Here is a 17,773-nt window from a genome sequence, read left to right as displayed (position 1 = left end):
AGCTCTTAGTGAACCATCATGTTGGTGTTAAGGTTATGCATAATCCATAGAGAACCTACAACGACAATGGCAATAATCAATCCGGTAAATATCAGGGCAACAAAGTTCCAGCCGCCCTCTGATTTTGTGTTCATATGTAGGAAGTAAACCAAATGAACCACAATTTGTACTACGGCAAACAGCGAAATCGCGACGACTAAGGTCGCCGGTGCCGCAGCACCGGTCATCACCATCCAGAAAGGCACAGCCGTCAGAATAACCGAAAGAACAAATCCGACAAGATAGGACTTAACGGAACCATGGCTGGCGCCGGAAGCATCTACAGCGGTATTTTTCATTTAGATATTCCCCATCAGATAAACAACGGTAAACACACAAATCCAGATAACATCCAGGAAGTGCCAGAACAAACTCAGGCACATTAAGCGGGCGTTGTTCTTTGGCGTTAACCCTTTCTTTGATACCTGAATCATCATGATGGCCATCCAGATCAGGCCAAGCGTCACGTGCAGTCCGTGAGTACCCACTAAAGTAAAGAAGCCGGATAAAAAGGCACTGCGTGATGGGCCATAGCCTTCACTGATCAGCAGATGAAACTCATTAAGTTCCATGCCAATAAAGCCGAGGCCAAACAGGAAAGTAATGGCTAACCAACCGACCACCTGACTTTTGTTACCTTTATACATCGAGATAATAGCCATACCGTAGGTAAAGCTACTTAACAGCAGTAAGGCTGTTTCACCCGCAACATAAGGCAGTTCAAAAATGTCTTTGCCTGATGGGCCATCGGCAATGCCGGTGGCCAATACAGCGTAAGTGGCGAAAACGGCAGCGAACAGAATACAGTCGCTCATCAGGTAGATCCAGAAACCGAAAACGGTTTTGGCGCCACTGTCATGGTCGTGATCGTGGTGCTCATGCCCTTGGGCATGAGCGTTTGGATTGATCAAGGTATCAGTTGCCATGGTTTATCACCCCTGCTTTACTGAGTTGTTCAAAATGCTGATTTTCAATTTTCTCAATCTCTTCCACAGGGACATAGTAATCGGTGTCATCATTAAAGGTATGGACGATATAAGTCACAGCCATACCGATCAGACCAACGATAGCCATCCACCAGATTTCCCAGATCATAGCAAAACCGAATACCACGCTAAATGCGGAGATAATCACGCCTGCGCCAGTGTTTCTTGGCATATGAATCGGTTCATATGATGCAGGGCGTTGATAAGCCGTACCGTCATCTTTCATATCCTGGAAGGCATCGATACCTTTGATTACCGGAGTATGAGCGAAGTTATAGAATGGCGCTGGTGAAGAGGTTGCCCACTCCAGCGTACGGCCGCCCCATGGGTCGCCAGTAACGTCGCGATTCTTGTTACGATCTCTGATACTGACCAGTAACTGCAGGATCTGGAAAGCAATACCGATAGCAATTAATACCGCACCAAATGCAGCAACCATCAATAGCGTTGTCCATTCAGGTTGTAGGCTGTAGTTCAGGCGACGGGTCATACCCATAAAGCCCAGAATGTACAGCGGCATAAAGGCCACGAAGAAACCGATAATCCAGAACCAGAAAGCATATTTACCCAGCGTTTCATTCAACTTGAAGCCGAATGCTTTCGGGAACCAGTAGTTGAATCCAGCCAGACAGCCAAACACCACACCACCAATAATGACGTTATGGAAGTGAGCAATCAAGAACAGGCTGTTATGCAAGACATAGTTGGCACCCGGTACTGCTAACAGTACGCCGGTCATACCACCCACGGTAAAGGTCACCAAGAAGCCCAGCGTCCACAGAATTGGTGTAGAGAACTGAATACGACCCTGATACATGGTGAACAGCCAGTTAAATATTTTCACACCGGTTGGTATGGAAATAATCATGGTGGCAATACCAAAGAAGGCATTAACGTTGGCACCGGCACCCATAGTAAAGAAGTGGTGCAGCCAAACGATAAAGGACAGGATGGTAATGGCTACAGTAGCCCACACCAACGAGGTATAACCAAACAGGCGTTTTTTACTGAACGTGGCAACAACTTCGGAGAAAATACCGAAACAAGGGAGAATCAGGATGTAAACTTCCGGATGGCCCCAGGCCCAGATCAGGTTAACGTACATCATCTGGTTACCACCAAGATCGTTGGTAAAGAAGTGGAAGTCCAGATAACGATCGAGGGTTAGCATGGCTATCGTTGCGGTCAGAATAGGGAACGCGGCGATAATCAGTACGTTGGCACACAGCGCAGTCCAGGTAAAGACTGGCATCTGCATCATCTTCATGCCTGGTGCACGCATTTTCAGAATGGTGGCAAAGAAGTTTACCCCGGTGAGTAGCGTACCAACCCCGGATATTTGTAAGCTCCATATCCAGTAATCGACCCCGACCCCCGGATTATAAACCTTGCCTGAAAGCGGCGGATAAGCCAACCAACCAGTTTGGGCGAATTCACCCACCCCAAGTGAGATGTTAATTAACACCACACCGGCAACGAACAGCCAGAAGCTTAGGGAGTTAAGGAATGGGAAGGCAACGTCACGGGCACCGATTTGTAACGGTACAACGATGTTCATTAAACCAATAACGAACGGCATCGCCATGAAAAAGATCATAATAACGCCGTGGGCGGTAAAGATCTGATCGTAGTGATGCGGCGGGAGGAACCCTTCGCCACTGGTCGCTGCTGCCACCGCCAGCTGAGTACGCATCATAATGGCATCGGCAAAGCCGCGCAGTAACATGACCATCGCGACCAGAATATACATCACGCCGATTTTTTTATGATCGACGCTGGTCAGCCATTCGTTCCAAAGCCACTTCCATTTACCAAAATAGGTAATCAGTGCAAGAAGCGCAATTCCGCCGATGATAATGAAGCCAACGGCACCCATGATAATCGGTTCACGATAAGGAATCGCATCAAGTGTTAATTTTCCTAACATCGTTTATTCCTCGGCTCCTGAATGATGTGAGTGCTTGCTCATATCCATACCCATATATTTATTAATAATATCAAGGTATAGACCAGGCTTAACTGTCGAGAAGTATTCAACGGCATTGTTTTCGCTTGGCTTGGCAAGTTGATTGTAATCAACCCATTGTAGCTGATTAGGAGACTGTTTAACTTTTTCAACCCACTTATCGAAATCTTCCTGAGAAGTGACAATGGCGTTGAACTTCATGCCGGAGAATCCTTTACCGCTATAGTTAGCCGAGATACCCGGATAGACGCCTTTCTCATTGGCAATTAAATGCACAATGTTTTGCATACCGGCCATCGCGTAGATTTGGCTACCAAGACGGGGAATAAAGAAAGAGTTCATCACGGTGTCTGAGGTAATTTTGAATTTTACCGGCACGTTATCAGGGAAAGAGAGCTCATTAACGGTAGCAATACCAAGTTCAGGATAGATGAATAACCACTTCCAATCCATCGACACGGCTTCAATGGTAATGGTTTTCGCTTCACTTTGTATTGGCTGACGCGGATCGAGTTCCTGAGTACTTTTCCAGGTTAATGCCCCGAGTACCAGAATGATAACGCAGGGAATTCCCCAAACTACCATCTCAATTTTATTTGAGTGGGCCCAGTTAGGCGTATATTTAGCGTTTTTGTTGGATTCGCGATATTTCCATGCGAAAAGAAAAGTCATAAAAATAGCAGGGATAACAACAATTAACATCAGAACGATGGCGGTTATTATCAGGGATCGTTGTTCCATCCCGATCTGCCCTTTTGGATTCATCAGTGCCATGTCGCAGCCGCTGAGCAGTAAGCCAGCAATCGCGAGCAACAACACCTTAGAAAACTTATTGCATTGTTTGAGTCTCATTGAACGACCTCATGACAAAGTACATAAGCGCTTTGTGGTATTAAAAACCCATCAAAAGACAATGGGCCCAGTTTGTGGGGGCAATTTTATGGAAAAGTTATAAATATGTAAATATGATTAAATCATTGTCATTAAATGATATGGGGATGTTGTTGTTTAATTGAGCTAATGATTCTGATTTTTTTAGGTAATCAGGAGTAAATGTCTGCTTTAAGGGGAGTGAACCCCTAGTTTACTATCAAAAATCGTTTAATGGTATTTATTGCTGATTTTTATTTTATAAACTAAAAGGCAATTGAATTGGCGAGTGGTAGGTTAAAAGAGAGGGTGAGGCAAAAAGTTCGATATTATTCACCAGAAATCACCCTATCTTTAGTGTGGCTAAGGAAGACTATTGCTGAGATAGATTATGCTGATGATTGAGCGGTGAATGTACCGGTTGTTTTCTTAACATAATTAACCCAATCATCATCACAATACCAGGCAGCCATACCCACAGTAATTCTGATTGGATAACGGCAATACCGTTCGGTTTAAGGTATTGAGCCAGTTGGAACGGGGCAACTTTAATCACCTGAACCGGTGCAAAAAATCGTTCTTGTGACCACGGCCATAACCAGCCGACGCCCATTCCACCGGTGGTTAATGAATCCAGTACGCTATGCGACAGTAGAGAAACGGTGAGGAACCACCAGATTCGCCAATATCCGACCTTAAACCAACGCTTTAATAGTAAAGCCAGCGTTGGCAGAGCAAAAGCAAACAGCAGCGAATGAGTAAAGCCCCGATGGCCAAAAGCATTGGCATAGGCAATACCAAATTTAAAAGCGATAACATCTAGATCGGGCACCATAGAGCAGGCAACGCCGGCCAGCAGCAGTGAAGGGGGGATGTTTTTTGTTCCTAATCCTAAACCCAGACAAAGGGGAACGGCAGCATGGGTAACAACGGTTGGCATAATGAAACGTCCTGTGATGAAAATGCCCGCTACAAGCATAAATAACTAAGGGTAAAACAGTTCTGGGCGTAATATTGCGGTGGCTATGTGAAGTAGGTATGAAGTAGTTAATTTTGTCTGTGTAAATCAGCGTGTTTCGACACTGATTGCGCAATTTTTGGGGTTACCGGAAGTCATAAATAGACTTATGATTAACCCCCTATGAGCATCGGGCAGTTAGTGAAACTGACAATGGATACCGTTTTCTTTTCTGGAGACATTCAATGACGCGTTTTTCCCGTACTGTGCTATCTGCACTGTTTCCTTGTGTACTTGGCATGGTTATTTTCCCTGCAAACACGCTGGCAAATTACGATCCTGCGAAAGATTATCGGGAAATTCCCGCTATCGTGAAACAGTTCCCGGAGCCCAGTAAGATTGATATGGGAACGCCTGCTTTTGTTGCGGACAAAACAGATTTTACTTCTCAGCGGGAAATGGAAGATTTTATTAATCAGCTGACGAAGACGTCTGACTCATTAAAAGTGCGCATCATTGGGCAATCTCAAAAGGGGAATAATATTCCGCTACTGGTGTTTTCAGATTCACAAAGCGTAACGCCGGAAATTCTATTAAAAAATGGCAAGCCAACCGTGCTAATTTTGGCGCTACAACACGGTAATGAACCTGCACCGGGAGAAGCCGCTTTAGCTTATGCTAAAAGTTTAGCCGAAGGGAAAGAAGGGGATGTCCTTTCCCGGGTTAACGTGTTGATTATTCCACGGGCTAATCCTGATGGCGCTGAAAGCTTTAGTCGCGATCTGGCCAACGGTATCAATCTTAACCGCGATCATTTATTGCTAAGTTCGCCGGAAAGTCGGGCAATTGCTCAGGTGTTCAATCAGTATCAGCCAGATGTGGTGTTGGATGGTCATGAATATAGCGTGGCGGGGCGTTGGGTAGAGAAATTTGGTGCGGTACAGCGTTATGATGCGATGTTACAACAGGCGACCACCAACAATTTACCGACCCGATTGGCGAAAACGATGGAGAAGCCTTTCCGGGAAAGTATCGTGAATACTTTTGAAACCAATGGATTAAGCCACTCCTGGTACTACACTACTGACAAAAACAATATGCAGGATAAAACGTTATCGATGGGCGGCATTGGTGCCGATACCCTGCGTAATATTGCCGGGTTGCGTAACTCGGTTTCGTTTCTACTGGAAAACCGTGGGGTAGGATTAGGTAAAGCTCATTATGCCCGCCGGGTGTACACCCAACTGCTGGCGATGCAAGCCATCGTTAAAACGGCGGCTAAAAACAGTAAAGAGCTGATTGAACTGGGACGTGATATTCGTAAGGATATATCGAATGAAGCCGGGCAGGGCGCCATTGTGGTTAAGGGAAAGGCAACACCGGAAAAACACACTGTCTTGATGATCGATGCGAAAACCGCCGATGGGGTAAAAGTTGAGGCTGATTGGAACTCCTCGTTAAATATTACTCCTGTGATTACCCGTTCCCGTCCTTATGCTTATTTGCTGGCGTCAACGGAGAAAAAGGCGGCTCAGCAGCTTCAGACTTTGGGGGTTGAAGTTTATAGGGTTAATCAGGCACAACAGATAAAGGCGCAACAATATAGCCTCACAGAACAGAAAGATGCGCGTAAAAAAGACGTTACCGGCAGTGTTGGAACAACCGGTAATACTATGACTCAGGTAACGACACGAGTTGAAGATATAGAGTTACCGGTGGATGAAGGCTATTACTATATTCCGTTAAAGCAGCCTCTGGCGAATCTGGTGATTGCCGCATTAGAACCGGAAACTCAGGGCAGTTTTATCGCTAATGGCCTAATCACCTTACCGGCTAAGGCTGCGCTAACCAAAACCAAGGGGACGACAGCAAAAGGCAAAGTGGAGATAGAACCTAAACGATTACCCCTTTACCGTTTACCTGAAAGCGCTGAATTATCATTGACGTTGATGCAATAAATAAACGGCCCCCGCACACCTCGATGTCTGTGGGGGCCATGATATATGCTATGGCCTATTCCTGAACCAGCTCCAGTCCGGCAATACGTTTCCAGTACCCGTTGCAATCAACATGGTTTGCCAGAGAAACAGGTGATGTACCGTCTTGGTTATGGCGAAACTGGTCTACTATCTCCAGCGTTTCTCTGCCCTGAGGGGACAGGCGCACGATATCGACTAATCCTTCCATCTCTGACAGATTATTCACGAGGTTATAGCAATAGCCACTTTGCGTTTGGATACCGTTGAGCACAAAAACCTGCTGGTTCTCCTGCGAAATGACATTTCTGCCGGTTGGGTAGTTAATGCAACAGGTCTGGCAATCATCTTTTGGTCGATCTTCCGAACGAGCCGTAAAGCAGCGCGCTGAATAGGCCAGTGGTAGATGACCATAGCTAAACACTTCTACTTCAAATTGGTGACGGATACCTAATTCTTCACACTGATTAAGCAGGTTAACCAACCAATCGCGGGAGAGCTCCACTGGCATACACCAACGCATCATCCCTTGCTTATATAGAGAACGCAGAGCATAAGCGTTATAGCAGTTGAGCGCCGGGCCAGCGACATAGGGAAGGCCACGCTCAGCAGCCATATTCACTGCTCCTAAATCGTTTGCTTCTATCAGGAACTCGCCATTTTCAATATAGCGTTTAAGTTCTGTTAGTTCTGACGGCGCTTCCAGCAGAGCCAGCGTCGATATAACCACCTGTTTGCCTGATTGGGCTAGCGTTTTAGCCAGTGCCAACCAATCGTTAACTTTCATTTCGCGCCGCTTACTGCAAACGGCTTCACCTAAATAGATAATATCAACGCTACTTTTCATTGCCGCGTGATAAAAGGCTTCTGTCTCGGTTTTGGGCCAATAATAAAGTAGTGGCCCGAGGGAATATTTCATCATTTTTTCCTGCTACTGCCATTTACGGTGATAGGCGCCCAGAGTGGTTTGGGTACCTTCAGACATTGAACCCAACGTTTCCATCCAGGACTGTTCAACGCGAAAGTTTTGCGGATCGGCCATACAGCGATCGATGGCCTGACGCCAGACTTTTGCCACCTGGCTAACGTAGGCGGGACTGCGTTGACGCCCCTCAATTTTGACTGAAGCGATATTAGCGCCCAATAATTCCGGCAGTAATTCCAACGTATTCAGGCTGGTGGGTTCTTCCAGTGCATGATACAACTCGCCATCAACCCGGTAGCGGCCTTTACACAATGTTGGATACCCGGCATTTTCTCCGTCCTGATAACGGTCAATCAATACATCATTTAAACGGGACTCCAGCCCCTGAGGCGTTTGCTGCCAACGAACAAAACGCGCGGGAGAGCAAGCGCCAACCGTATTGGGGGATTCACCGGTCAGATAAGAGGAAAGGTAGCATCGACCCTCCGCCATAATGCACAGACTACCAAAAGCAAACACTTCAAGCGGAACCGGGCTGGTACGGGCCAATTGTTTTACCTGATGCATCGACAACACTCGGGGCAGTACCACGCGAGCCACATCAAAATTACGCTGATAGAAATGAATAGCCTGCTCGTTGGTGGCCGAAGCCTGTACCGAAACGTGGCGCTCAAGCTGTGGATGCCTTTCCGCTGCATATTCCAGCATGGCAATATCCGCCAGTATTAAGGCATCGGCGCCAATATCCGCAGCCATATCCACGGCGCGCTGCCAACGAACATAGCCATCAGGGTGAGCGAATGTATTGATAGCGATGTGTAATTTGCGTTTATGGCGGTGAACATAACTTACCGCCTCCTCCAGTTTTTTATCGGTAAAGTTAAGTCCGGCAAAATGGCGGGCGTTGGTATCATCTTTAAAACCGATATAAACCGCATCAGCACCGTTATCTACGGCCGCTTTCAGCGCTGGTAAATTACCAGCAGGGCAAAGCAGTTCCATCTCGTATTCCTGAAAAGTAAAGGTTATAAAACAGATTAATGACAAGATCCTAATATACTTAATCGAAGGGAGAGACGGGCGTGGGGGGCGACTTGGCGTAAACCAACGAAGTACCCGTTGCCCGACTAGGCCCGACGCACTCTGTCGCTGAGTGTTAATGGTCTTCCGGCTGAGTACTTAGGTGATATTGGTGCGGGTTTTTTACAGCCGGAATAGCCATTGGATTCAATTTGAAAAGCTTTGTCAGTCGTCTCTAAAAACATCGCTATTAATAACCTATTGAAGTTGCTGCATGTATCATCCGATGATTGTAATTAACCTTTTGATAACGATTTTTGATTTGGGGCAGCTTATTATCGAATGGTAGGGTTAATGCGATGTACAAAAGTACAGGCAGGGGAATTCATCGTTTAATATGGTGTCTGAAATGCAGGATGGCAGATAAATTGATAATTCTTTGACCTGACTCGATGATCTTGAACATCATTGTGGCAGAATAACGGTAATTCTTTTTCAGCAGGAGTCAGCCCGTGTTACAACAACTGAGAGCCCGTTTGGTTCGGCAGGGACCTTCCCTGTTACGCTTACCAATAAAATTTACGCCTTTTGCTCTGCAAAAGCAGGTTCTGCAACAGCTGTTGAGCTGGCAATTTCGTCAGGCACTGGCAGAGGGCGAACTGGATTTTCTGGAAAGCCGTTGGTTAAAAGTTGAAGTCCGCGATCTGGCGCTATGCTGGTTCGTTACCGTGCGTGAGGGTGTACTGCTGGTGAGTGATAATCAGCAGGAAGACGTTAGCTTCTGTGGTGATGCCAACGACCTGATTTTAATTGCCGCCCGTAAGCAGGATCCCGATACCCTGTTTTTCCAACGCCGTCTGGTGATTGAAGGGGATACCGAGCTTGGGCTGTATGTGAAAAATCTGATGGATGCCATTGAGCTGGAAAATATGCCGGCGCCATTACGCATTGGTTTACTCCAACTGGCAGATTTCGTTGAGGCCGGTTTAAAAGAGGGCGGCGAAGCACATTCGCGCGCGCCAGCATCGTGTTAATTCGCGTTGAAATACCGGTTGATGCCGCGGGTATTGATAAACTGCTGCGCAAGTCTTTTCCCAGCGAAGCAGAGGCTCAATTGGTGCATCAACTGCGAGAAAATGGGCTAATTACCTTAGGTGTCGTGGCGACGGACGACTACGGCGGTGTAATTGGTTATGTTGCTTTCAGCCCAGTGATGATTAACGGAGAGGAGCTTCAGTGGGTTGGTCTGGCTCCTCTGGCGGTGGCAGAAAAGCATCGTGGAGCCGGTTTAGGTAAGGCGTTGGTCTATGAGGGACTGGATGCGTTAAATGAATTTGGTTATGCGGCGGTTGCTGTTCTGGGCGATCCCGCCTATTACGGTCCGTTAGGTTTTAAGACCGCTGCTGATTTTAAACTACGCTGTAAGTGGCCTGATACCGAGTCAGCATTTCAGATATATCCGTTAGCGGAGGAGTCGCTGAACGGCATCTCCGGGTTGGTGGAGTATTCTGAACTGTTCGATCAGTGTTAAATTTTTAGCCATTCCGTTAGCGAATTCATTGAAAGCTGGTTAAAGACCAGCTTTTCTTTTTGTGGTTTAGTCAGCTGTTTTATGCGGTATTCCAGCTTTAAGGCTGTTGAATGCCCCCCGATGAGTACCTGATAAACCAGTGTAAGCTGGCCTGCATTTCTTAATGCCTTAGCGCCTTTTCCCGACTGGTGTTGCTTGAGTCGGCGTTCGACACAGGTAGTAATTCCGGTATACAGGCGGTTATCGGCGGTACGCAGCATATAGAGATACCAATTTGTGGCTTCGGCTGTGTGGGAAGGAGTACTGTCTGTCACGGTAAAGGTCCGTTATCGGTAGTCGGCATGGCACTATTCTAGCAATTTAAATGGTTATCGGCATGACTGCTGTTTTAGCGAGATGCTTGTGTTAACGTTATTCTTATATAAGTCGGGAAATCAATGTGGTGATGATGAGTAGTGATATCAAGGCGATAAGTCGCTATCTGGCTAAAAATCATGTTGTGACGCTATGTACCACAAGCGGTACCGATTTATGGTGTGCCAGCTGTTTTTATCTGTTCGATCGGCAGAGCATGGGGCTGATTATGATGTCTGAAACCCATACTCGGCATAGCGAAATGGCACTGGCTAACCCTCAGGTTGCCGGAACGATTGCTGCGCAAACTAAAAATATTGCCTTGATTCAGGGGATTCAATATAAAGGGCGGCTTAATTTACTTTTGGGTGAAGAAGAAACCAAGGCGAGGCAACTTTATGTCGCGCGTTTCCCGGTGGCCAAAGTGGCTACCGCGCCTTTGTGGTTACTGAGTCTTGATGAAATCAAAATGACGGATAACAAACTTGGATTTGGTAAAAAACTGTTTTGGCAACGTGGTTAAAATAGATCTGCGTGGCTTCCTACGCGATAGAGCCTTAATTCAGAGTCTGTTCGTTGATAGATTAACAGTATATCGGGAGCACAATGACATTCCAGATAATGAATATAGTGATCTGCTAATTTATGTTCCCGGTACTGAACCGGCAGTGGTTTTCCTGTCTGTAATAATGAGATAGTTTCTAAAATAATCTGTTGTGCTTTTTTATTATTGGCATAGCGCTTGGCATCTTTTTTAAATCGGCTCTGGTAAACAAGCGCTAACATTAGCTACCACTCAAGTTCTTTCTTCAGGTCGTCTATTGAGTTAGCGCGGTGTACGCCAATACCTCGTTCAAAATCTTTAATCGCCTGCAGCGTTTTTTTATTCGGCTTAAGTAACCCCTCCGGGATCTCGCCGGTTGCTGCTAATTGTTTAATCACCATACGAATCACCGTTGATAGATCTAACCCCAGTGCTTTTGCATTTTCCATGGCTGCTGCCTTAATTTCAGGTGAAACTCGCGCTTTAACGATAGAACTATTCATAACACCTCCCCCTATGAATGATGATCATATTGTGTTCACGTTGTGGCCACAAATCAATGGGGAAAGGTATTTTTAGGAAGGTTACTCTTTATTCTTTATATATGAATAGGTTTATCTTCAGAATGGAGAGATATTGCAGAGTATGCCGAAATTTAGTGTATGTCTTTAGCTTAGCTATCAAAAAATAGGGGGATTTAACGTAGTTTATGCACCACTTGATTGCTGCTGCCGCGCCATAACAACGATGGATCGGCCAGTTCTTTGATGAACTTACCGTCAATTAATACGTTCACCAAATCGACAACGTCCCTTTGTTGAGCTGTTAGCTCTGAGAGTAAATAACCGGTCCAAATCCAGATATCCTTCCCTTTACACTCGTCCCGTACCCGCTTAACCAGTTTCAATATTGAAGGCACGTTTTGTGGGTGTAGCGGATCGCCGCCGGACAGACTGAGTCCCTGGCGTGGAATACGGCAGTCATTTAAATCGGCAATAATCCGATCTTCCATTTCCTCGGTAAATAAGACGCCGGAGTTCAGCCGCCAGGTACTTTTGTTGTAGCAACCGTCGCATTGGTGAACGCAGCCGGAGACGAACAGGGTGCAGCGAGTACCGGGGCCGTTTACCACGTCAATGGGATAATATTGGTGAATATTCATCGGATTATTTTCTGTTTAGCGCGTGCTGTTTTTGACAAGCCTGGCATGTTAACTGTCTTGAGGATGTCTTGACCTTCTGTTGAGCAACATGGGTGTGCTTCATTGAAGGCCAAGACAATAACGACTGCTAACCTAACTGACCATTAGCCAGATGTTTTACCCGTCGTTTAACTTCTTCCTGTTTACCGGCGTTGAATGGACGGGCGTCAGGGCTGCCGAGGTAGCCACAGACGCGGCGGGTAACCGAGACTTTGGATGAGTCATGGTTACCACATTTCGGGCAGGTAAAGCCTTTACTGGTACATTCAAATTCACCGGAAAAACCGCATTCATAACACTCATCAATCGGAGTATTGGTGCCGTAGTAAGGGACGCGGCTGTAGCTGTAGTCCCATACATCTTCTAACGCTTTCAGATTGTGCTGAAGGTTAGGATATTCTCCATAACAAATGAAACCGCCGTTAGCCAGTGGTGGATAAGGGGCTTCAAAATCCAGTTTGTCGTAAGGATTTACTTTCTTCTCTACGTCAAGATGGAAGCTATTGGTGTAGTAACCTTTATCAGTCACGTCCGGTATTACACCAAACTCAGCAGTATCAATGCGACAGAAGCGGTTACACAGGTTTTCACTTGGCGTACTGTACAGGCTGAAACCATAACCGGTTTCATTCTTCCACTCTTCCGTCGCTACCTTTAAGCGCTGGACAATTTCAACCGCTTTATCGCGCAACATTTGGCTATCGTAAGGGTGAACCTGATTGCCAAACAGGGCATTAACGGTTTCATGAATACCGATATAGCCTAAAGAAATAGACGCCCGGCCATTTTTGAAAATCTCGGCGATATCATCATCAGCTTTTAAACGTACTCCACAGGCACCTTCCATATAAAGGATAGGTGCGACGCGGGCTTTAATGCCTTCCAGGCGTGCGATGCGGGTCATCAGGGCGCGCTTGGACAGTGATAAGCGCTGTTCCAGAATCTGCCAGAAACGGGATTCATCACCGCGGGCTTCCAGAGCGATACGTGGCAGATTGAGGCTAATCACACCAAGGTTATTGCGGCCATCGTGGATTTGTTCGCCGTTCTCTTCATAAACGCCGAGAAAACTACGGCAGCCCATTGGTGTTTTAAATGAACCAGTTACTTTAACCACTTGATCGTAGTTAAGAATGTCTGGATACATGCGTTTGGAGGCACACTCTAGCGCTAACTGTTTAATATCGTAGTTAGCATCACCAAACTTATGGTTTACGCCATCGCGAATGGCAAAGACTAATTTAGGAAAAACGGCGGTTTTGTGATTTTTACCTAAACCGGCAATACGATTTTTCAGAATAGATTGCTGAATCAGGCGAGCCTGCCAATCGGTACCCAGACCAAAACCGAAAGTAACAAATGGCGTCTGACCATTAGCGGTATGCAGTGTATTGACTTCGTATTCTAACGATTGGAAAGCGTCGTAGCACTCTTTCTCCGTTCTGGATTGGGCATACTCTTCCGGATTAGTAATGTTCCATTCAATGGCGATTTTTTTATGTTTGTTATAACTTTCGCTGACAAACGGCGCTAAAACTTCATCAATGCGATTGATGGTGGTACCACCATAAATATGGCTGGCGACTTGAGCAATAATCTGAGCGGTAACTGCAGTTGCTGTTGAAATGGATTTTGGCGGTTCAATTTCCGCATTACCCATTTTAAATCCGTTGGTTAACATGCCTTTGAGATCGATGAGCATACAGTTAAACATCGGGAAGAATGGCGCATAGTCCAAATCATGATAGTGAATTTCGCCACGTTCATGAGCCATAACAATGTCTCGCGGTAGCAGATGCTGCTTGGCATAGTGCTTAGCGACGATACCTGCCAGCAGATCCCGTTGGGTCGGGATGACTTTACTGTCTTTATTGGCATTTTCGTTAAGCAGTGCAATATCACTTTGTTCAACCAGTCCCTTGATTTCCTGATTCAGGCGGCCGCGCTTTTCACGGGAAATATCTCTATCGTGGCGATATTCAATATAGGTACGGGCCAGCGTTTTGTAGTTACCGCTCATCAGCTGGTTTTCTACTGCCTGCTGAATTTCATTAATATCGACTGCGGTTCGACCTTCCATCTGTTGCGAGACGGTTCTTGCTACGCTGGCACAATAGTCATCGTCGTAGATATCGGCGGCGGTAGCAGCACGTACAATCGCTTCTTTAATGCGCACTTCATCGAAAGGTACTTTGCAACCATCGCGTTTAATGACAACTGGTTTCACCATTGGCTCCTTCACTAGCTGACTGTTTAGTCTTCTTTATTCGTAGTTATCCACAAGAACACCCTGTGTTTTAGACGGGGATCTTGTGGATGAAATGTGGATAATTACTATATATAGATGTTGAGAGGGATATATTAACTATATATTGTATCTTTCATAAATGAAAGGCGATTTAATTGACGAAGAACAAGGATTTGGTAGGTTGCTTATTCTTTGCGCTAAAATAGCTAAGTAAAATGTGTTTCCATCAGCGCTGAATGATGCAACCGATTTTAGCCAATACGTTATTCATCTGTCGTGTTTCGCGATTTTATCGGTGATAGATATTTATAATTCTGTATAATTCTCGGCCTGTCGGATAACCGACCCCAAACAACGTATTAATGAGCTTCCTTTATGAGTACCAGCATTAGTCTGATTCAGCCTGAACGCGATCTGTTTTCCTATACGCCATACTGGGCGGAATGTTTTGGCACTGCGCCATTTTTACCCATGTCTCGTGAAGAGATGGATATTCTGGGCTGGGATAGCTGCGATATTATTATTGTGACCGGTGATGCCTATGTGGACCATCCAAGTTTTGGCATGGCAATTATTGGCCGGATGCTGGAAGCGCAGGGATTTCGTGTTGGTATCATCGCTCAGCCTGACTGGACAAATAAAAATGATTTTATGCGTCTTGGAAAGCCTAACTTATTTTTCGGCGTGACGGCGGGCAACATGGATTCCATGATTAACCGCTATACCGCCGATCGCCGAATGCGTCATGATGATGCCTATTCACCGGATAACATCGGTGGATTGCGTCCTGACCGGGCTACATTGGTTTACAGCCAGCGTTGTAAAGAGGCTTATAAAGATGTGGCGGTTATTTTAGGCGGGATAGAGGCAAGTCTGAGACGAATTGCTCATTATGATTACTGGTCTGATACCGTACGTCGTTCGGTGTTGGTCGATTCGAAAGCCGATATGCTGGTGTATGGCAATGGTGAGCGACCAATGGTAGAAGTGGCTCATCGTTTAGCGGCAGGCGAAAATATTGCCGATATTAAAGATGTGCGTAATACCGCTTTAATGTGTAAAGGGCCGCTTCCCGGTTGGTCTGGTGTGGATTCAACTCGACTGGATAAGCCCGGTCGTATTGATCCCATTCCTCATCCTTACGGGGACGATTTACCCTGTGTGGATGAAAACAGTAAATTTGCCATAGAAAAAAAACCAGCGGCTAAAGAAGTGATTGTTCAGCCAGCCAAGCCGAAACCATGGGAAAAAACTTACGTTTTACTACCTTCTTATGAAAAAGTGAAAGCGGATAAAGTGATGTATGCTCATGCTTCACGCATTTTGCATCATGAGACGAATCCCGGCTGTGCCAGAGCACTGTTGCAAAAACATGGCGATCGCTATATTTGGATTAACCCGCCGGCTATCCCATTATCTACTGAAGAGATGGACAGCGTATTTGCGCTACCTTATCAGCGGGTTTCTCATCCTATCTATAAAGGAAAGAAATTACCGGCTTATGAGATGATCCGCTTCTCGGTGAATATCATGCGCGGCTGCTATGGCGGATGTTCTTTCTGTTCCATCACTGAGCATGAAGGACGGATTATTCAGAGCCGTTCGGAAGATTCAATCATTCGTGAAATTGAAGAAATTCGCGATAGCGTACCGGGATTTACTGGTATCATTTCCGATCTTGGCGGCCCGACTGCCAATATGTATATGCTGCGTTGCCAGTCTCCTAAGGCAGAACAAACTTGTCGTCGCGCTTCCTGCGTATATCCTGAAATTTGTCAGTTTATGGATACCAACCATGAACCAACGATAAAATTATATCGTCGGGCAAGGGATTTAAAGGGTATTAAGAAAATCTTAATTGCTTCAGGCGTCCGCTATGATTTAGCGGTTGAGGATCCCCGCTATATTAAGGAATTGGCGACCCACCATGTTGGTGGCTATCTGAAAATTGCTCCAGAGCATACCGAAAAAGGCCCATTATCAAAAATGATGAAGCCTGGCATGGGGAGCTATGACCGTTTCAAAGAGCTTTTTGATAGTTATTCAAAACAGGCGGGCAAAGAACAATATCTGATTCCTTATTTCATCTCAGCTCATCCAGGAACGGAAGATGAGGATATGGTGAATCTGGCGTTGTGGTTGAAGAAGCATCGTTTTCGTTTAGATCAGGTACAGAATTTTTATCCGTCGCCGTTGGCTAATGCGACAACCATGTATTACACCGGTAAAAATCCTTTATCCAAGATAGATTATAAAAGTGAAGAGGTGGCGGTACCTAAAGGCGATCGTCAGAGACGCTTACAAAAAGCATTATTGCGTTATCACGATCCTGCCAACTGGCCTCTTATTCGTACTGCTTTGGAAGAGATGGGCTTAAAACATCTTATTGGTAGTCGCCGCGATTGTTTGGTTCCTGCTCCGACAATTGAAGAGCAGAGATTGGCAAAACGCAATCTACGCAATACTCGACCAGCGTTGACTAAGCATACTAACATTACCCATCAACGTGATCCTGAAAAGCGTTCTAAATCTGTTGGTAATAAGCCTGATAATCAGGCGTCATCTAACCAACGTCGAAAAGAAGGAGCCTTGAATAAGAAGAAAAAAACGACAATTCTTTAATCTGGACACGCTTTCATTTCTTTTTTATTCTTTTCTTTAACACAATAGTTCTCTCATCAATGGGGGAACTATTGTCTTCCTCATTTTTCGTAGATCACGATAAAATAGTTTTATCCCCTCCCTTTCATTCATTAATTAAATGATATTTATTGACGGAGTATGGGGAAAGATTTTTATTTTGTATCATTTGTGTTAAATGTACTGTTGAGTGTCTATAACAATCAGCAAGCGATATGGACTAAACAAAAAGATTAGCGGGCTGATTTATAGAAAATATTTATTAATATGGCTTTATTATTATCATACGCTTTTTTCTTGAGGGTTTAAGTAAGAAATGACTGGTATGAATAAGTAAAGCTTTAGCTGTAATTTCCGTTAGTATTTCTTTTTTTACAACGCATTGGAAGCACTTTTTCTTAACTGGTCGTAGCATTTTTTTTATTTTAAGAAAAAAATAATGACCTTTTCCAATTCATTTGTTGATCTAGGTCACATTTTTTGATTTTGAGTGATTATTATTTAACTTAATGATA

The 17,773-nt window shown here is 45.3% G+C and carries 17 protein-coding genes; 5 read left to right on the top strand and 12 right to left on the bottom strand.

From position 1 onward, the window contains the following. Positions 1–5 precede the first annotated feature (5 nt). The 5 genes from BMZ28_RS02510 to BMZ28_RS02490 form a co-directional block, all read right to left on the bottom strand. Complete coding sequence (locus BMZ28_RS02510; RefSeq protein ID WP_074820472.1) at positions 6–338, bottom strand: cytochrome o ubiquinol oxidase subunit IV; 333 nt, start codon at positions 336–338, stop codon at positions 6–8. Beyond that, a complete protein-coding gene (locus BMZ28_RS02505; protein ID WP_047779847.1) occupies positions 339–965 on the bottom strand; it encodes a cytochrome o ubiquinol oxidase subunit III in 627 nt (208 codons plus the stop codon). Continuing rightward, the gene (gene cyoB, locus BMZ28_RS02500; protein WP_047779848.1) at positions 955–2,952 is read right to left on the bottom strand and encodes a cytochrome o ubiquinol oxidase subunit I; all 1,998 of its coding nucleotides are present in this window, start codon (positions 2,950–2,952) and stop codon (positions 955–957) included. Before cyoB ends, BMZ28_RS02505 begins: the two co-directional genes overlap by 11 nt. Positions 2,953–2,955: 3 nt before the next feature. Then, positions 2,956–3,843 carry a ubiquinol oxidase subunit II gene (gene cyoA, locus BMZ28_RS02495; protein ID WP_047779849.1) on the bottom strand — a complete coding sequence of 296 codons (888 nt, stop codon included), beginning with the start codon at positions 3,841–3,843 and terminating at the stop codon, positions 2,956–2,958. A gap of 391 nt (positions 3,844–4,234) precedes the next feature. Continuing rightward, positions 4,235–4,801, bottom strand: coding sequence for a metal-dependent hydrolase (locus tag BMZ28_RS02490; RefSeq protein ID WP_074820470.1), 567 nt, complete (start codon positions 4,799–4,801; stop codon positions 4,235–4,237). Between the two features lie 263 nt (positions 4,802–5,064). On the opposite strand from BMZ28_RS02490, the gene BMZ28_RS02485 reads away from it, so the two are divergent. Continuing rightward, the gene (locus BMZ28_RS02485; protein WP_074820468.1) at positions 5,065–6,777 is read left to right on the top strand and encodes a M14 family metallopeptidase; all 1,713 of its coding nucleotides are present in this window, start codon (positions 5,065–5,067) and stop codon (positions 6,775–6,777) included. Between the two features lie 55 nt (positions 6,778–6,832). Here the strand turns inward: BMZ28_RS02485 and BMZ28_RS02480 are convergent, their stop codons facing one another. Together BMZ28_RS02480 and ubiU are read right to left on the bottom strand one after the other, a co-directional pair. Further along, positions 6,833–7,714, bottom strand: a complete 882-nt coding sequence (locus BMZ28_RS02480) for a U32 family peptidase (RefSeq protein ID WP_074820466.1) — start codon at positions 7,712–7,714, stop codon at positions 6,833–6,835. Between the two features lie 12 nt (positions 7,715–7,726). Further along, the gene (ubiU, locus tag BMZ28_RS02475) at positions 7,727–8,722 is read right to left on the bottom strand and encodes a ubiquinone anaerobic biosynthesis protein UbiU (RefSeq protein WP_047779852.1); all 996 of its coding nucleotides are present in this window, start codon (positions 8,720–8,722) and stop codon (positions 7,727–7,729) included. 530 nt (positions 8,723–9,252) lie between these two features. Here ubiU and ubiT point away from each other — a divergent pair. Both ubiT and BMZ28_RS02465 read left to right on the top strand, forming a co-directional pair. After that, a complete protein-coding gene (gene ubiT / locus BMZ28_RS02470) occupies positions 9,253–9,774 on the top strand; it encodes a ubiquinone anaerobic biosynthesis accessory factor UbiT (protein WP_047779853.1) in 522 nt (173 codons plus the stop codon). Continuing rightward, positions 9,768–10,271 carry a GNAT family N-acetyltransferase gene (locus BMZ28_RS02465; protein ID WP_074820463.1) on the top strand — a complete coding sequence of 168 codons (504 nt, stop codon included), beginning with the start codon at positions 9,768–9,770 and terminating at the stop codon, positions 10,269–10,271. Before ubiT ends, BMZ28_RS02465 begins: the two co-directional genes overlap by 7 nt. Here BMZ28_RS02465 and BMZ28_RS02460 read toward each other — a convergent pair. After that, entirely contained in the window at positions 10,268–10,585 is a 318-nt protein-coding gene (locus BMZ28_RS02460; RefSeq protein WP_261821934.1) for a GIY-YIG nuclease family protein, read from the bottom strand. The genes BMZ28_RS02465 and BMZ28_RS02460 overlap by 4 nt on opposite strands. A gap of 134 nt (positions 10,586–10,719) precedes the next feature. On the opposite strand from BMZ28_RS02460, the gene BMZ28_RS02455 reads away from it, so the two are divergent. After that, positions 10,720–11,148, top strand: a complete 429-nt coding sequence (locus tag BMZ28_RS02455) for a YhbP family protein (RefSeq protein WP_074820635.1) — start codon at positions 10,720–10,722, stop codon at positions 11,146–11,148. Here BMZ28_RS02455 and BMZ28_RS02450 read toward each other — a convergent pair. The 4 genes from BMZ28_RS02450 to nrdD all read right to left on the bottom strand — a co-directional run bounded on the left by BMZ28_RS02450 (position 11,145) and on the right by nrdD (position 14,597). Then, positions 11,145–11,411 carry a type II toxin-antitoxin system RelE/ParE family toxin gene (locus tag BMZ28_RS02450; RefSeq protein ID WP_074820459.1) on the bottom strand — a complete coding sequence of 89 codons (267 nt, stop codon included), beginning with the start codon at positions 11,409–11,411 and terminating at the stop codon, positions 11,145–11,147. The genes BMZ28_RS02455 and BMZ28_RS02450 overlap by 4 nt on opposite strands. 3 nt (positions 11,412–11,414) lie before the next feature. Beyond that, the gene (locus BMZ28_RS02445) at positions 11,415–11,672 is read right to left on the bottom strand and encodes a type II toxin-antitoxin system RelB/DinJ family antitoxin (protein WP_047779857.1); all 258 of its coding nucleotides are present in this window, start codon (positions 11,670–11,672) and stop codon (positions 11,415–11,417) included. Between the two features lie 194 nt (positions 11,673–11,866). Then, positions 11,867–12,331: an anaerobic ribonucleoside-triphosphate reductase-activating protein gene (gene nrdG, locus BMZ28_RS02440; RefSeq protein WP_047779858.1), complete on the bottom strand. Its 465-nt coding sequence runs from the start codon at positions 12,329–12,331 to the stop codon at positions 11,867–11,869. Positions 12,332–12,458: 127 nt separating this feature from the next. After that, entirely contained in the window at positions 12,459–14,597 is a 2,139-nt protein-coding gene (nrdD, locus tag BMZ28_RS02435) for an anaerobic ribonucleoside-triphosphate reductase (RefSeq protein ID WP_074820632.1), read from the bottom strand. Between the two features lie 396 nt (positions 14,598–14,993). Between nrdD and BMZ28_RS02430 the strand changes: the two genes are divergently transcribed. Further along, a complete protein-coding gene (locus BMZ28_RS02430; RefSeq protein WP_074820456.1) occupies positions 14,994–17,240 on the top strand; it encodes a YgiQ family radical SAM protein in 2,247 nt (748 codons plus the stop codon). Positions 17,241–17,773 lie beyond the last annotated feature (533 nt).

Origin of the sequence: Pragia fontium DSM 5563 = ATCC 49100, from assembly GCF_900112475.1 — a bacterium.
In the GTDB taxonomy this organism is placed as follows: Bacteria; Pseudomonadota; Gammaproteobacteria; order Enterobacterales; family Enterobacteriaceae; genus Pragia; species Pragia fontium.
The sequence above is the reverse complement of the archived record's forward strand: the minus strand, read 5'-3'. Positions and strand labels throughout refer to the sequence as shown.

Excerpts from the sequence above, each read along its gene's own strand:
- BMZ28_RS02510 (WP_074820472.1), bottom strand. The coding sequence starts at position 338 with ATGAAAAATACCGCTGTAGATGCTTCCGGCGCCAGCCATGGTTCCGTT.
- BMZ28_RS02505 (WP_047779847.1), bottom strand. The coding sequence starts at position 965 with ATGGCAACTGATACCTTGATCAATCCAAACGCTCATGCCCAAGGGCAT.
- cyoB (WP_047779848.1), bottom strand. The coding sequence starts at position 2,952 with ATGTTAGGAAAATTAACACTTGATGCGATTCCTTATCGTGAACCGATT.
- cyoA (WP_047779849.1), bottom strand. The coding sequence starts at position 3,843 with ATGAGACTCAAACAATGCAATAAGTTTTCTAAGGTGTTGTTGCTCGCG.
- BMZ28_RS02490 (WP_074820470.1), bottom strand. The coding sequence starts at position 4,801 with ATGCCAACCGTTGTTACCCATGCTGCCGTTCCCCTTTGTCTGGGTTTA.
- BMZ28_RS02485 (WP_074820468.1), top strand. The coding sequence starts at position 5,065 with ATGACGCGTTTTTCCCGTACTGTGCTATCTGCACTGTTTCCTTGTGTA.
- BMZ28_RS02480 (WP_074820466.1), bottom strand. The coding sequence starts at position 7,714 with ATGAAATATTCCCTCGGGCCACTACTTTATTATTGGCCCAAAACCGAG.
- ubiU (WP_047779852.1), bottom strand. The coding sequence starts at position 8,722 with ATGGAACTGCTTTGCCCTGCTGGTAATTTACCAGCGCTGAAAGCGGCC.
- BMZ28_RS02455 (WP_074820635.1), top strand. The coding sequence starts at position 10,720 with ATGAGTAGTGATATCAAGGCGATAAGTCGCTATCTGGCTAAAAATCAT.
- BMZ28_RS02450 (WP_074820459.1), bottom strand. The coding sequence starts at position 11,411 with ATGTTAGCGCTTGTTTACCAGAGCCGATTTAAAAAAGATGCCAAGCGC.
- BMZ28_RS02445 (WP_047779857.1), bottom strand. The coding sequence starts at position 11,672 with ATGAATAGTTCTATCGTTAAAGCGCGAGTTTCACCTGAAATTAAGGCA.
- nrdG (WP_047779858.1), bottom strand. The coding sequence starts at position 12,331 with ATGAATATTCACCAATATTATCCCATTGACGTGGTAAACGGCCCCGGT.
- BMZ28_RS02430 (WP_074820456.1), top strand. The coding sequence starts at position 14,994 with ATGAGTACCAGCATTAGTCTGATTCAGCCTGAACGCGATCTGTTTTCC.